12 protein-coding genes and 1 pseudogene are annotated in these 13978 nt (G+C 58.5%); 4 read left to right on the plus strand and 9 right to left on the minus strand.

Features of this window, described 5'->3' with window-relative positions; genetic code table 11:
• Window positions 1–382 precede the first annotated feature (382 nt).
• Together CCD76_RS17880 and CCD76_RS20105 are read right to left on the minus strand one after the other, a co-directional pair.
• Window positions 383–859: a phosphatidylglycerophosphatase A family protein gene (locus CCD76_RS17880; protein WP_306298816.1), complete on the minus strand. Its 477-nt coding sequence runs from the start codon at window positions 857–859 to the stop codon at window positions 383–385.
• Window positions 856–1011, minus strand: coding sequence for a hypothetical protein (locus CCD76_RS20105; protein ID WP_179208962.1), 156 nt, complete (start codon window positions 1009–1011; stop codon window positions 856–858). Before CCD76_RS20105 ends, CCD76_RS17880 begins: the two co-directional genes overlap by 4 nt.
• A 113-nt stretch (window positions 1012–1124) precedes the next feature.
• Here CCD76_RS20105 and CCD76_RS17885 point away from each other — a divergent pair, with 113 nt between their 5' ends.
• The 4 genes and pseudogenes from CCD76_RS17885 (at window position 1125) to CCD76_RS17900 (ending at window position 4610) form a co-directional block, all read left to right on the plus strand.
• A complete protein-coding gene (locus CCD76_RS17885; protein WP_087720880.1) occupies window positions 1125–1466 on the plus strand; it encodes a PadR family transcriptional regulator in 342 nt (113 codons plus the stop codon).
• Entirely contained in the window at window positions 1463–2662 is a 1200-nt protein-coding gene (gene chrA, locus CCD76_RS17890; RefSeq protein WP_087720882.1) for a chromate efflux transporter, read from the plus strand. The genes CCD76_RS17885 and chrA overlap by 4 nt, the downstream gene beginning before the upstream one ends.
• 70 nt (window positions 2663–2732) lie before the next feature.
• Window positions 2733–4030, plus strand: a pseudogene (locus CCD76_RS17895) (ISL3 family transposase).
• 70 nt (window positions 4031–4100) lie between these two features.
• Window positions 4101–4610, plus strand: coding sequence for an IS110 family transposase (locus CCD76_RS17900; RefSeq protein ID WP_087720883.1), 510 nt, complete (start codon window positions 4101–4103; stop codon window positions 4608–4610).
• A 267-nt stretch (window positions 4611–4877) separates the two neighbouring features.
• Here the strand turns inward: CCD76_RS17900 and CCD76_RS17905 are convergent, their stop codons facing one another.
• The 7 genes from CCD76_RS17905 to CCD76_RS17935 form a co-directional block, all read right to left on the minus strand.
• A complete protein-coding gene (locus CCD76_RS17905; RefSeq protein ID WP_087720885.1) occupies window positions 4878–5651 on the minus strand; it encodes an enoyl-CoA hydratase/isomerase family protein in 774 nt (257 codons plus the stop codon).
• 270 nt (window positions 5652–5921) lie between these two features.
• Window positions 5922–7622, minus strand: a complete 1701-nt coding sequence (locus CCD76_RS17910) for an electron transfer flavoprotein-ubiquinone oxidoreductase (protein WP_087720887.1) — start codon at window positions 7620–7622, stop codon at window positions 5922–5924.
• Window positions 7623–7677: 55 nt separating this feature from the next.
• Window positions 7678–8802 (minus strand): acyl-CoA dehydrogenase family protein, encoded by a 1125-nt coding sequence (locus CCD76_RS17915; protein ID WP_087720889.1) that lies wholly within the window; start codon window positions 8800–8802, stop codon window positions 7678–7680.
• Between the two features lie 9 nt (window positions 8803–8811).
• Complete coding sequence (locus tag CCD76_RS17920) at window positions 8812–10008, minus strand: acyl-CoA dehydrogenase family protein (RefSeq protein ID WP_087720890.1); 1197 nt, start codon at window positions 10006–10008, stop codon at window positions 8812–8814.
• Window positions 10009–10034: 26 nt separating this feature from the next.
• Window positions 10035–11639 carry an enoyl-CoA hydratase/isomerase family protein gene (locus CCD76_RS17925; protein WP_087720892.1) on the minus strand — a complete coding sequence of 535 codons (1605 nt, stop codon included), beginning with the start codon at window positions 11637–11639 and terminating at the stop codon, window positions 10035–10037.
• Between the two features lie 175 nt (window positions 11640–11814).
• Entirely contained in the window at window positions 11815–12960 is a 1146-nt protein-coding gene (locus tag CCD76_RS17930; RefSeq protein ID WP_087720894.1) for a TAXI family TRAP transporter solute-binding subunit, read from the minus strand.
• A gap of 66 nt (window positions 12961–13026) precedes the next feature.
• The coding region (locus tag CCD76_RS17935) for a TRAP transporter large permease subunit (protein ID WP_143543325.1) at window positions 13027–13978 on the minus strand (952 nt) is incomplete at its 5' end.

Here is a 13978-nt window from a genome sequence, read left to right on the forward strand (position 1 = left end):
CATGCCATCCGCAGCCACCTGAATAGTTACCGTGAATCTAATGTGGTCGCCGATGGCAAATACTACCTATGGCATCGAGTACCAGCGGTTCGATCTTGAGGAAGTTGATGGTGATACCTATGATCTCGACCGGGTACATTTCTCGGCGCAATACAACTTCTAGCTCCCTCCAGGTTCATCACTGCCCTGGCCCCGCTCGCGGGGCTTAATGAGATGGTCAGCCTGACCTCGAAGCCCAGCAGGCTATGCTTGCTGGGCTTCTTCTTTTGGGTATCCGGAATAGATGGTTGATTAACTGATATCACATTGATGTCACATCTCGCCTACTCACCGGATTCCTTGGTTGATAAGCCTTTTCAATGACGACTCCATGACTATCACTTCATCTGGATTGGCACCGGCGCCATATGGCGATGCCAATGGTGAGCACGATCCAGGCATAGATGGCTGCCATGACATCATCCAGGACAATGCCCAGGCCGCCCCCTATGGCCTCGATATGGCTGATGGGCAATGGCTTGGTGACATCGAACAGCCGGTATAGCACGAATGCTCCCCCTATCACCCACGGGCAGCGCGCCATGGCAAGCCCGAGCATTACGATAGGAAACGCCAGGTACTCATCGGCAACGATCTGGGGAGCATCTCCACCCCCTAGCCATAGGGAAGCCCAGTGACACAGCGGCACGGCTACGGCCAGCAGCACCACCAGGATGGCAACCTGCCGCCCTGGCAGATGACCCAGCAGCCACCAGGCCAGCGGCAAGCCAATCAGCGATCCGAAGGTCCCAGGCGCCCACGGCAGCCAGCCCAACCCGAAGCCGTTCGCCACCAGCAGAACCGCACTTTCTATCATCATGTCTCGTCATCCGCTTTATAGGCCTTGAGACCACCCTCGATGCAGAATGCCCCTTCGGCATCTCGCTTGCGGGCCTCGGTGGGCGAGACTTTGGTAATGCGCTGCTTGGCGTCATTGGCCAGTCGTAGAAACTCGTCAGAATGCTTAGCCATAGAGATTACTCCTTGCGCATGAGCGGTAAACAACGACTTGTAATATGGACGCTGGCTTGATAAAACGAAATCCGATATCGATTTTCGTTTTTGGCAAAGCAGGTGTCAATTCCATGGAACATCATGATCTGCTCGTCGGCTTGGTAAGGCTACACGTCCTGCATCACGCCGCCGAGCATGAGATCTATGGCCAATGGATGCTCAATGAGCTGGCGAACCATGGCTATCGGCTGAGTCCCGGTACACTCTATCCCATGCTGCATGGCATGGAGCGCAAGGGGTACTTGGTCTCGCACGAAGAACGCAATGGTAGTCGACGGCGCAAGCTTTACCGAGCAACAGACCTCGGTCAGGAAGGTTTGGCGGTGGCCAAACGACAGCTGCGAGAGCTTACCGGGGAAGCCATGAATAACGAGACCTGTACTTCAAAAGGTGGCAAGGAATTCGAGCAATGAGCGATACACCACGTCCTGCCGGGCGCATCAGAGAAGTCTTCAGCGCCTTTCTGCTGCTGGGCCTGACCTCCTTCGGTGGCCCCATCGCCCACCTCGGCTACTTCCGCACCGAGTTTGTGGAGCGGCGTCGCTGGTTCTCCGAACAGGCTTATGCCGACCTGGTGGCGCTGTGCCAATTCCTGCCCGGACCCGCCAGTAGTCAGGTAGGTTTCGCCATCGGGCTGATGCGCGCCGGCCCCTGGGGGGCGGCGGCAGCCTGGACGGCTTTTACCTTGCCCTCGGCCATCGTGCTGGTGTTGTTCGCCTTGGGTGCTGCCGTGCTTGATGGCCCCATCAGCCAAGGCATCATTCACGGACTGAAGGTGACAGCGGTGGCCATTGTCGCCCACGCCGTCTGGGGCATGGCCCGCAGCCTCTGTCCCGATCCCCGGCGCGCCGGTATTGCATTGGCCGCCGTGTTCACCGTGGTGCTGGTCAGCGGCCCGCTGGGACAGGTGGCCGCCATCGTCATCGGTGCCCTGGCTGGCATGGCACTGTGTCGGGCCCACGCTGAGGCCGACGTTCATGACCTCCCGCTGCCGGTCTCGGCACGTGCCGGCCATCTGGCGGGGCTGGTGTTCGTTGCTCTGCTGATCGGCCTGCCGCTGCTGGCTTGGGCCAGCCCCTCCGCAGCCCTGGCGGTCATGGACGCCTTCTATCGCGCCGGTGCCCTGGTGTTCGGCGGCGGGCATGTAGTGCTGCCGCTGCTCGAGGCGGAGGTGGTCCAATCCGGCTGGGTCGGTGCCGACGAGTTCCTGACAGGCTATGGCGCCGCCCAGGCCGTACCGGGGCCGCTGTTCACCTTTGCCGCCTATTTGGGTGCGGTGATAGCGCCGCTCGGCGGCAGCCTGTTCGGTGCCGCCCTGGCGCTGGTAATGATCTTCCTGCCGGGGCTTCTGCTACTGGTGGCAGTACTACCCCACTGGAACCGATTCCGGAGCTGGGACAGCGCGCAAGCACTGATGCGCGGCGCCAATGCGGCAGTCGTGGGCATCCTCGGCGCTGCTCTCTACCAGCCGGTATGGACCAGTGCCATTCTCGGCCCCCGCGAGTTCGCCCTGGCGCTGACCGGCTTTCTCCTGCTCAGCGTCTGGAAACTGCCCGCCTGGGCGGTAGTCGTCATCCTTGCCAGTGGCGGCATACTCATCACCCTATAGCCGGCATTGCCCTTCATGCCAAACAGACACTAATCCGGTCACCGACACTTGCCACGAAAACGCCCAAGCCATGACGCAGTTTGCTGACAACATTCTCCGTCTGCCGGAGTACCACGTCCTTGGCACCAAGGTGGAAGAACATGATCTCCACTACCAGGTCGAAGCTCCTGAGCCTCTAGCTTGCGAGGAATGCGGCGTTGAGGGTGAGCTTGTCAGGTTCGGCAAGCGGGATGTGGCCTATCGTGATCTCCCCATCCACGGAAAGCGGGTCACCCTCTGGGTGGTCCGTCGTCGCTACACCTGCCGGGCCTGCGGAAAGACATTCCGCCCAGCACTCCCCGAGATGGTGGATGATCGCCGTATGACGAGGAGGTTATACAGCCACGTTGAAAAGGAGGCCTTCAACCACCCCTACGCCTATGTAGCCGATACCACGGGCCTCGATGAGAAGACCATACGCGACATCTTCAAGAAGAAGGCTGATTTCCTGGCGATTTGGCACCGCTTCGAGACACCCCGCTGCCTAGGTATCGACGAGCTGTACCTGAACCGCCGCTACCGCTGCATCCTGACCAACCTGGAGGAGCGTACCTTGTTAGACCTGCTGCCCGGTCGTCAGCAGGAGGCAGTGACGAAGCGGCTCATGAGCATGACCGAGCGCGACAAGATCGAGATCGTCAGCATGGACATGTGGAAGCCATATCGCCGTGCCGTCCAGGCGGTGCTGCCACAGGCCCGCATCGTGGTCGATAAGTTCCATGTTGTGCGTATGGCCAACGAAGCCCTGGAGAAGGTCCGCAAGGGGCTCAGGAAGGAACTGACGGCCAACCAGCGACGAACCCTCAAGGGTGACCGGAAGATCCTGCTGAAGCGGGCTCACGACGTCTACGACCGCGAGCATCTCATCATGGAAACCTGGACAGGGGCCTTCCCCCAGCTCCTGGCAGCCTACGAGCATAAGGAGCGGTTCTACCGCATCTGGGACTGTGCCACCCGGCGAGATGCTGAGAAGGCGCTGGCTGCCTGGACTGACGACATCCCGCAGGGGCAGAAGGAAGTCTGGAAGGATCTTGTCAGCGCCGTCAGCGGATGGCGAGAAGAGGTATTGACCTACTTCGAGACCGATATCCCGGTCACCAACGCCTTCACGGAGTCGATCAACCGGNCAAGGACAAGAACCGCGATGGCCGGGGGTACTCATTCGAGGTGATGCGGGCCCGGATGCTCTATACCACCAGGCACAAGAAGAAGGCGCCGCAGACCAAGGAATCCCCCTTCCTGGGCAAGGCCACCATGACCTACGGCAGGGGTCTCCCCGAGCCCGAGAAGAACTTCGGCGTCGATCTATCAACCTTCTGGGAAGATTAAGGTTTTGGTGGATCAGAAGGGATCGTCAACCACTTAATCCGGATACCCCTTCTTTTAAGAGGACCACGCCATGACCACTCCCGCCATCATCGGCATCGACCTGGACAAGCGAACCTTCCATCTGCATGCTCAGAATCACTATGGCAAACTCTTGTTTCGCAGGGTCCTTTCTCGGCAGAGCTTGCTGTCACATCTCGCGCAACAGCCTGCCTGCCGTGTCGTGATGGAGTCCTGCGCCGGAAGCCATCATTGGGCCCGCCAGATCCAGGCACTCGGCCATGACGTGCGACTGCTCCCACCTCAGTACGTCAAGCCCTTCGTCAAGACCAACAAGAACGACTTTGCCGATGCCGAAGCCATCTGCGAAGCGGTGTCACGTCCCTGCATGCGCTTCGCGGCCATCAAGAGTGAGGAGCAGCAGATCCTCTCTGCGCTACACCGCACGCGGCAAGGGCTGGTCGTTGAACGCACGGCGGTTGTCGTGGCCTGCGCACTGGCCAACAAGATGGCCAGAATCGCCTGGGCAATCCTGGCCAAGGGAGGTGAGTTCCGCTCATCACCGGGTGCGGCGCTCGCCTGAAAGATTGACCCAGCCTACGGGTTTTGCGGCGTAGGATCGCGATGACGGCAAACGGCTCACTGCCTGTCCGAGAACCTGGCCATGAAAACAACACTACGATGCTGTGGGCTTTTTGAGAGCGGACAGGCGCGGCTTCTCATCGAGGGCCGGGCACCAGTGATGCGTGCCCTTCAAGAGCCCCGATACATTGGCGCAAGCCCACTTTGTCAGTGTCGAAGATCCGCATTGCAAAAGCCAGGCTGACCATCCATTTCATTGGCTTATTGCTCAGCGCCGGCGTGCGGCGCGAAAAGCAGCAATTCTTTCAGCGAACTCCGGCGAAGCCTTGCAGGCATCTTGCAGCTGTCCCTCTAACTCCAAGGTTGTGTCCAAATCGTTCAGGGCCGAAGCACGTAGGGCGTTCTTGACGTGAGCGACGGCCTGGCGGGGTTGAGAAACAAGCACCCGCGCCCAGCGCAACGCCTCGTCATGCAATGACTCGTCGTGTACCACATGATTGGCGAGCCCGAGCGCGCGGCAGGTTGGAGCGTCAATCGGTGCGGCGGTGGCTGCCAGTTCGAAGGCGCGGATATGGCCGAGACGGCGCACCAGGTGCCAGGTAATGCCTCCATCGGGAATCAGGCCGACGTCGATGAATGCCAGCTTGAGATAGGCTGAGCGCGCCATCAACACCAGATCGCTGGACAGGACATAGGCGATACCGATGCCCGCAGCAGCGCCGTTGACCGCAGTGATGACTGGTTTTGGCATCTCGACCATGCACCGTAGCGCCGGTGTGAATAGCGTGGCGAGGCGTTCGCTAGCGAGCGCAGTTGGGTTCGCTTCGAACTCGGCGATATCAGCGCCGGCACAGAAGCTGGCGCCATCGCCACACAGCAATACACAGTGCACATTGACGTCCTCGGCTGCCGCTTGCAGAGCATCGGCTAACGCCATGGCTGTAGCCTCGTTCAAGGCGTTTCGTACCTCAGGACGAACTAGACGAATCTCGACGATAGCATCGTCGTGGCGGATCACCTCGACCGGGTTAGGAGGGGGCATGGAGAGCCTCTTTTATCGCGTATTAAGAAGAGCGCCGGGGTGGACCCGACGCAGTTGCAGCCGGCCTGAACTGTTTACGCCTGCCTGACGCGGTAAAATTGAATTGAGGTTACGTTCAGCTCGAGGCAACGACGCCTTCAATGTCACGTAAACCTCTTTTTCAATCGAACGAATGATTTCTGATAGCCTTGGGGTTAGATAAGACCCCGTCCCGCCAGGGCGGGTCTGTCTTAGCCAACACTTAATGAATTTGAACAAGAACAACGGCTTTTACATGTTGGGATAGTTAGGCCCACCACCTCCCTCTGGCGCCACCCAAGTAATATTCTGCGCTGGGTCCTTGATGTCGCAGGTCTTACAGTGGATGCAGTTCTGAAAGTTGATCTGGAAGTAAGGCTTTCCGGCATCGTCCTCAACCACCTCGTAAACGCCTACGGGGCAGTAGCGTTGCGCTGGCTCTGAGTATTTCGGCAGATTGTCACGAGTCGGCAGATCGGGGTCAGAGAGTTTTAGATGGCATGGCTGATCCTCCTCATGGTTGGTGTTAGACAGGAACACCGATGAGGGCTTGTCGAAGGAGAGCGTACCGTCAGGCTTGGGATAGTTGATCACTTGGCTGGAGTCAGCACGCTGGAGTCGAGCATGATCCGGCGTAGTATCGTGGACCGTCGGCAGCTTACCTCCGAGCAATTGGTCGAGGAAATTGTAGGCGCCACCGCCCACAGTGCCGTACTTGTGGATTGCTGGGCCGAAGCTGGCAGTGGCCTTGAGCTCTTGATAGGCCCAGCTGTGCTGCCACTTTGCAGTAAAGTCGCTGAGTTCCTCGCCGCCTTCGTCACCACGGGCAAGGGCCTCGAACACTACTTCGGCGGCCAGCATGCCGGACTTCATTGCCGTATGCAGGCCTTTGATCTTGGCAAAATTCAATGTCCCGGCATCGCAGCCAATCAGCAGCCCACCAGGAAAGGTCATCTTCGGTAAACAGTTGAGTCCGCCCTTGGTGATGGCTCGTGCGCCGTAGGCCACCCGCGAACCGCCCTCAAGGTAAGGTTTGAGTAGCGGGTGATGCTTCATTCGCTGAAACTCATCGAATGGAGACAGGTAGGGATTGGCATAGCCTAAATCGACAATCAGGCCCACTACCACTTGCTGATTTTCAGCGTGGTAGAGGAAGAAGCCGCCGTGCATGTCCTTCTCAAGTGGCCAGCCCGAGCCGTGCAGCACCAGCCCTGGCTCATGCGCCTCGGCTGGGACATCCCATAATTCTTTAAGGCCAATGGCGTAGTGCTGTGGATCACTGTCCGCGGCGAGGTCGAAATGCTCGATGAGTCGCTTACCTATATGTCCACGGGCCCCTTCGGCAAAGAGCGTATACTTAGCGCGTAGCTCCATACCTGGCATGTAACCGCTTTTCTCGCTGCCGTCAGCGGCCACCCCCATGTCACCGGTAACTATGCCGCGCACGATGCCGTTGTCGTCGATCAACGCCTCTTGGGCGGCGAAGCCTGGAAATATCTCCACGCCCAGTGCCTCGGCCTGTTCGCCCAGCCATCGACATAAGTTGCCAGCGCTGATTACGTAATTCGTGGTCGGTCCCCCTGCGTTATGCATAGTCTTGGGGACCAGAGCGTTGGGCAGCTTTTGGGCCGTCTCGGCGTCCTTGAGTAGGTAGACCTCGTCGCGGGTCGCTGGTGTGGTCAAGGGCGCGCCACGCTCTTGCCAGTCGGGAAACAATTCATCTAGTGCGCGTGGCTCGAACACCGCACCGGAGAGAATATGTGCACCGACTTCAGAGCCCTTCTCGACTACGCAGACACTGAATTCACGTTCGGCTTCGTTGGCCTGCTGCATTAGTCGACAGGCGGCGGCCAACCCGCTGGGTCCGGCACCGACGATGACCACGTCGAAGTCCATTGATTCGCGTTCCACTTTTAACTCCCAAGCTATTCTCGTAGACGGTAAACGGGCCATGTAGGACAGAGCGCCTAGGCCCGATAGCGTGTCGATATACTGCGACAGCGCATCCTTATGCCGCTGTGTCGAGTCGAGCTATAACGGTGTCGAGGTGATAGTCGCGATCGCCCAGCGCGTGATCGATCAAAATCAACCGCTTGGCATAGTGGGCAACGGAGCACTCTTCGGTCATGCCCATGCCGCCGTGTAATTGAATTGCTTGCTCTGCGACGAACTGGGCGGCCTCGCCGATATAAGCCTTGGCGGCAGCGACTCGGTAGTCACGCTGCTCGTCTGGCAGCGTCAGGCTGGTGGCAGCGAGAATTGCCATCGAACGGGCCTGTTCCAGGTGCAGGTACATGTCGACCATGCGATGTTGCAGAGCCTGTTGGCGACTCAATGGGGTGCCGAACTGTTGGCGTTCCTTGAGATAGTCTAGGGTCTGCTCACAAGCCCTCTCCATGGCACCTACCGCCTCGGCGCACAGCGCCGCTCGGCCCATCGCGAGTGCTTCGTCTAGGGCTGTGCGCAGGTTCTCGCCGCTTGCAAGTAGGGCCGAGGCGGGGAGTGTAAAGTCGATATCGATATCGCTGGCATACTGGTCATCAAGCGTGGCGTAGTCACGGCGACGCAGCCCTTCGGACTCAGAAGGGACTAGAAACAGGCCGAGCACATCATCATCGAGACGCGCGGTGACTAGTAGAGCCGCTGCGTTGGGCGCGTTGAGTACCACCTGCTTACGGCCCTGCAATTTCCATCTATTGTCGCTACGTGTGGCGCAGGTCGTAGGGGTGTTAATCTCGTAGCGGCTGCTGGCCTCATGCCAGGCCAACGCCAACTGGTGTTGGCCTTCCAAGAGGGGGATCAGCCAACGATCGCGCTGGGCGTCATCGCCGAGCCGAGCCAATAGCATGCCTGGGATTACCAAGCCGTCTAGGTAGGCCTCGGGAACTAGCCCACGGCCTAGCGACTGCATGATCAGCATCATATCGATGCCATCGCCGCCCAGCCCGCCGACCGCTTCACTGAAAGGCATCGCCAGTAGCCCCAACTCGGCGAAGGTACGCCACAATGGAGATGGAGAGGTGCTGCGTTCATTGATCAGCGCGCGGCGCTGCTCGGGATTACAGCGATCAGCGACCAAGCGTGACACTGTCTCATCGAGCATGCGCTGCTCGTCGCTCAGGGAGAAGTCCATACGCGCTCCTTACATGCCGAGGATCGTCTTGGCGACGATATTCTTCTGGATTTCGTTGGCGCCGCCGTAGATCGATAGCTTGCGGCGATTAAAGTACTGTGTGCTTGCCGCGGCGGCGAAGGCCTGCTCCTCATCAAGACTGTCGTCGTTACCGGCGAGGAAGTCAGCAAAGAACGGCAACGCCTGCGGGCCCAGCGCGCGGCGTGTCAAATCACTTAAGCGCTGGCGCAGCTCCGAGCCGCGTATCTTGAGCAAGGAGCTTTCGGCCCCCGGGGCTCCACCATCGCGAGCAGCGGCAAGTACTCGTAGGTTGGTGACTTCGAGGGCCATCAGCTCGAGCTCGGCGCGAGCGATCTGTTCGCGAAAGCTCCATGATTCGATTAGCGCTCGGCCGCGATGGGGCTGGCGCCGGGCTACATCCTTAAGGTGACGTAGCGCCTGTTTGGCATGACCCAGACCGGCGATGCCAGTACGCTCATGGGTAAGCAGAAACTTGGCACAGGTCCAGCCCTCGCCTTCATCGCCGACGCGATTTTTGACCGGCACGCGGACATCATCGAGAAACACCTCGTTGACCTCGTGAGCACCATCAAGAGTAATAATTGGACGCACCGTGATCCCTGGCGTGTTCATATCGATCAGCAGGAAGCTGATGCCGGCCTGTTTTTTGGCCTGGGAGTCGGTGCGCACCAGGCAGAACATCTGGTTGGCATGCTGGCCAAGCGTGGTCCATGTCTTCTGACCGTTGACGATATAGTAGTCACCGTCGCGCTCGGCGCGGGTCTTGAGGCTGGCGAGATCAGATCCGGCGCCGGGCTCGGAGTAGCCTTGGCACCACCAGTCGGTGTTATTGAGGATACGGGGGAGGTAGAAGCGCTTCTGGTCCTCGCTGCCAAAGCGGATGATCACTGGGGCAACCATGTTGACACCAAACGGCACTATAGTGGGCGCATGAGCAGCAGCACACTCTTCCTCGAAAATGTATTTTTCGACCGGACTCCAGCCAGTGCCTCCATGCTCAACAGGCCAGCCCGGTGCGAGCCAGCCGCGCTCATTAAGACGATTCTGCCAGCGTACATGCTCCTCGGCGCTCAAGCGCTGGCCCAGGCGCACCTTATTTTGAATATCGCTCGGCAATGCCTCTGCGAGAAAGGTGCGCACTTCATCGCGAAAGGCATTTTCTGCTGTGGTGAACTGTAGGTTCATAACGGTCTCATCAGTAAGAATGCGGCTCAGCGGGAGGTCTTGCTGCGAAAGGAGGGGCCACCTAGATGCGGGGGGTAGCCGAAGGCGTGGATTGCTAGCACATCGATATCGCCGTCGCGATGTACCTGGTCGGCCTGTACGGTCTTCGCCGCAGCTTGCTGCCAGGCGAGATCCAGCAGCTGCTGTGAATCTCGAGAGGCTTCGGCGTTGTGTGTCGTGGACACCTCACTCGATAGCCAGGGCGACAGGTCCCATCCCTGGCTTTGCCAGGCGGCGGCCTGAAGCTCTGGAACCTCAGTCAAAGCATCTCTCAATGCTTCATTGAGCGTAGCGATAACGCTTTTATTGCGGGTCACCACCACTTGATGTTTTAGCTGTTTAAGCGTGTTGGCTAGCGCTTGAACCAATACAGCGTTGCCTGCGTGATCGACCAATTCACAGATTGGTTGGCTAACATCGCGTGGCGGGAGTACCAAGGTTGCGTCAGCATGGTCGGGCTGGGTAGGCGGGGCGTGTGGTGTGCCCATTTCCACCATCAGCGTGCCTAAGGGGAGCGAGTCACGGATCTGTTGACGTTGGCTATTATTAACATCGGGTCCGACCAGACAGGCCTGAATATTATCCCGTGAGTTAGGGGTATCATTAAGATTGATTAATGACACTTGGGCCTTGGACGCGTGTGAAGCAAGTGTCTCGAATAATGGGTGACAGCCCAGTAAGCCCAGCGTAGTCAATGTGGTGTCAGAATCGATACCCGGCACCTTATGTGTACCGCGTGCGGCGAAGAAAGCGTGAATCATGCCAGCACGCTGGGGAGAGTCCATGCATTGCATGAACAACTCACGCTCGCGTTTGAGGCCTTCGGCGAACGGTAATCGGGTTGATGCCTCGACGGCTTCCACACAGCGAAATGGTGAATATAAGTAGGGTACATCACGTTCCAACTGCACGCGGTAGCGCTGAATTGCGTCGATGTCGGCTTCTGGAGCAGGAAGTGCGCCCGTGTTTCGCGGCGTGTAGCGGCCTGCGAGCCACTGTTCGGCGGCAGTTAAGCCCGCCGCCATCGGATCGTTGGAATCCACCACCTCATCCAATATGCCGTGGTGCAAGGCCTCATCAGTAGAGACGAAACGCCCGCTCGTAATTATGTCGAGGGCGACAGCGACCCCGGCCAGACGAGGTAAACGTTGGGTGCCACCAGCGCCAGGCAGTAGACCCAACTTGACTTCAGGTAGGCCAATGCGGGTTCCCTCAAGGGCGATGCGTAAATGACAACCTAGCGCAACTTCCAAACCACCACCGAGGGCGGTGCCATGCAGCACTGCGATCAGTGGCTTGGGACTAGCTTCCAGTGAAGCAACAACGTCAGATAGCAGCGGAGCCTGAGGTGGCTTGCCGAACTCTCGGATATCTGCGCCAGCAATGAAGGTACGCCCTGCTGCCAACAACACGATTACCTCCGCATCGTCATCGGCGAGCGCTTGTTGTAGGGCGTCGACAATCCCTTGGCGTACTGCCTGACCGAGGGCGTTGACTGGTGGGCTAGCAATACGGATCACACCTACGTATGAGTGCCGAGCATAGCTCACCGGCGTGTTATCGCCGGTAGAGGCGGTATTGTTGTTGAGCATCGTGAAATGGCTCCCTGTCTGGCATGGACACTAAACATAATGCGTCGGGAGGTAGAGGTGGTCAAGTATTTCGGAATTAAGTTTCGCAAAGCAAAACGAGTTGGCGTTAACGTCATATAAATAAAGACCACCCGAGGGTGGTCGAGAAGAGAGAAACCAATCAGTAGCAGGGGGATTAAAATACCGGAGGCATACCGGCTCTTCGCAGCGCTTGGGAGCGCGCTGCCATCCAGTTCTCGCGAAACGCATCATTGTCCTCGGGAGCCGAGGCGAGGTAGTCATTCCAGGCGGTGGCCAACACTTGTTGACGTTTTACTAAGCGCTGCTGATGCGCCTGCATCGCGTCGGTCCAAAGGCCCGCCTCACGGTAGTAATCTACGACCGCTTCGTGAAATGGAATAACCCAAGTCATGTTCTGGTTTTCTACGGCATAGCCAGCCGCTCCCGGTGCGGCGTCCTTGTAACGATCGTAGTCCTCTACCAGAGTCTTGATTAAACCGTAGGCAGTGTCGTATTCGAGATCAGCATTGCCGACCATAATCGGGTAGGGATAGCTGGCGCTCGAGTAGCCAATCTCAGGGATGCCAGCGCCGGTAGTCACCTTGTGTGGCTGGAAGTAAGGTGCCACCGCCTCCATACGATGCCAGCCAGCCGTATCGTCGAGCGATAGTTCTGGCCACTGTATGCCACGCGGGCTGGCCGCCAGGCGCTGAGCAGCTGGGGTAACGGTGGTAGTCACGGCAGCATCGGCGCGCCCGCTGATAATGCCATCGAAGGCACTATTGTAGCCGGGAAAGACGACTTGCTCGACGTCGTCCCAGGTTAATCCACCAAAAGCCAGATAAGCTTCGACAGCCTTGTTGAGCGCATCGTCACCGCGAATGTAGGCAACCCGTTTACCCTTGAGGTCAGTAGGCGTTTGCACATTCATGTCACCAGCCACGGCCATACCCAGCCCAAACGAAGCCATTGACGTGCTAATTACGCGGATTGGCTGGGGCCCCCAGTCGCGATTGGCGAACATCATTACGCCCTCAGAGCCATAGTAGCTGGCGATACCGCAGGCGCACAGGTCGACTCGGCCGGATTTTAGTGGTGACATGCGCAGAATATCGTTAGCGCCAGGAATGACCCGGAACTGGGTGCCGCTGCGTTGCTGAATAATCTGCCCAATAGCCATGATCTGGGCATGGCCGCTGGTGCCGGTACCGTAAGCGGTCCAATTAAGCGTCTGGGGCATATCGGCACTGGCGAGAGGGCTGATTAAGAGACCGGTGAGCAAAACACCGGTAATAAGAGAACGACAGGGCTGACTTAGCATAAAGGCACCTGCGAGTTGTTATAGGGGGCGCGGAGCGAAAAGCCCCACGCCGGTCTGGAACCATTATTAGTGTGGCGTCAACGTGCCGAGGTCAGCATCACGTTGGCGTCGCTGGCTCCAACGAGCGAGAAGTACTGCCGGTAGGCCCGCGGCTACACCGACAGTCAGGAGTTGTAGGTTGCTTAGCGGGATCGGGCCTCCCCCCGGCAGCGCAACGCAGAGGCCGGCGATGAGCACTAGAGTGCGGATTATGGATTCAATCACTGGTTTATGACCGAGGCGGCCGACACCGATCAAGTAGCCTTGCATGGCCGAGGCGAACAACACGATGCCGAGCACCGCCTGGCAAAACACCATCGCAATCTGCATCATGCTGCCCTGCATGATCAGTGCCGGATTGAGGACGAACATGAACGGGATGAAATAGATTACGCTCCCTAGGCGCATCGCCTGTAAGCCGGTTTCCATTGGCCTCGCGCCAGCCACGGTGGCAGCGGCGAAGGCGCCTAACGCTACCGGTGGTGTAATAAAGCTCAGCATGCCCCAGTAAAGGATAAACATGTGCACAGCCATAGGATCGAGGCCGCCGCCTTGGATCAGCGCTGGTGCTAGAGCCACAGCGAGGAAGATATAGGCGGCGGTCACGGTCATACCGATGCCGAGCACGAAACTGGTCAGCGCGCCCATGATCAGCAGCAGTGGCACGCTACCTCCGGCGAGGTGGATAAAATCGTTGGCGATAGTTCCTGACAGGCCAGTCATTGACAGCGCGCCGACCAACATGCCAACACCGGCTAGGATTGCTATCAGTTCAGCGAATAGCTTGGCCGCCGAGCTAAGGGTATCGGTGACCTGTTTCCAGCCCCAGCGATGCGATTTGGAAAACTGATTCATTACTAGCAGTAGCGCGGTGGCATAGAACGGTGCTACCGCCTCGCGCTGCATTACCAACAGCATCCATACCAACAGCACAAAGACGAAGATGAAGGAGTTATTGTCAAATCTGGTGGATGACGGT

The sequence above is a fragment of the Salinicola salarius genome (genome assembly GCF_002179555.1).
Lineage (GTDB): Bacteria > Pseudomonadota > Gammaproteobacteria > Pseudomonadales > Halomonadaceae > Salinicola > Salinicola salarius_A.

Bases quoted from the DNA above. Each gene is read 5' to 3' on its own strand.
- CCD76_RS17880 (WP_306298816.1), bottom strand. From the start codon at position 859: ATGATGATAGAAAGTGCGGTTCTGCTGGTGGCGAACGGCTTCGGGTTG.
- CCD76_RS20105 (WP_179208962.1), bottom strand. From the start codon at position 1,011: ATGGCTAAGCATTCTGACGAGTTTCTACGACTGGCCAATGACGCCAAG.
- CCD76_RS17885 (WP_087720880.1), top strand. From the start codon at position 1,125: ATGGAACATCATGATCTGCTCGTCGGCTTGGTAAGGCTACACGTCCTG.
- chrA (WP_087720882.1), top strand. From the start codon at position 1,463: ATGAGCGATACACCACGTCCTGCCGGGCGCATCAGAGAAGTCTTCAGC.
- CCD76_RS17900 (WP_087720883.1), top strand. From the start codon at position 4,101: ATGACCACTCCCGCCATCATCGGCATCGACCTGGACAAGCGAACCTTC.
- CCD76_RS17905 (WP_087720885.1), bottom strand. From the start codon at position 5,651: ATGCCCCCTCCTAACCCGGTCGAGGTGATCCGCCACGACGATGCTATC.
- CCD76_RS17910 (WP_087720887.1), bottom strand. From the start codon at position 7,622: ATGGCCCGTTTACCGTCTACGAGAATAGCTTGGGAGTTAAAAGTGGAA.
- CCD76_RS17915 (WP_087720889.1), bottom strand. From the start codon at position 8,802: ATGGACTTCTCCCTGAGCGACGAGCAGCGCATGCTCGATGAGACAGTG.
- CCD76_RS17920 (WP_087720890.1), bottom strand. From the start codon at position 10,008: ATGAACCTACAGTTCACCACAGCAGAAAATGCCTTTCGCGATGAAGTG.
- CCD76_RS17925 (WP_087720892.1), bottom strand. From the start codon at position 11,639: ATGCTCAACAACAATACCGCCTCTACCGGCGATAACACGCCGGTGAGC.
- CCD76_RS17930 (WP_087720894.1), bottom strand. From the start codon at position 12,960: ATGCTAAGTCAGCCCTGTCGTTCTCTTATTACCGGTGTTTTGCTCACC.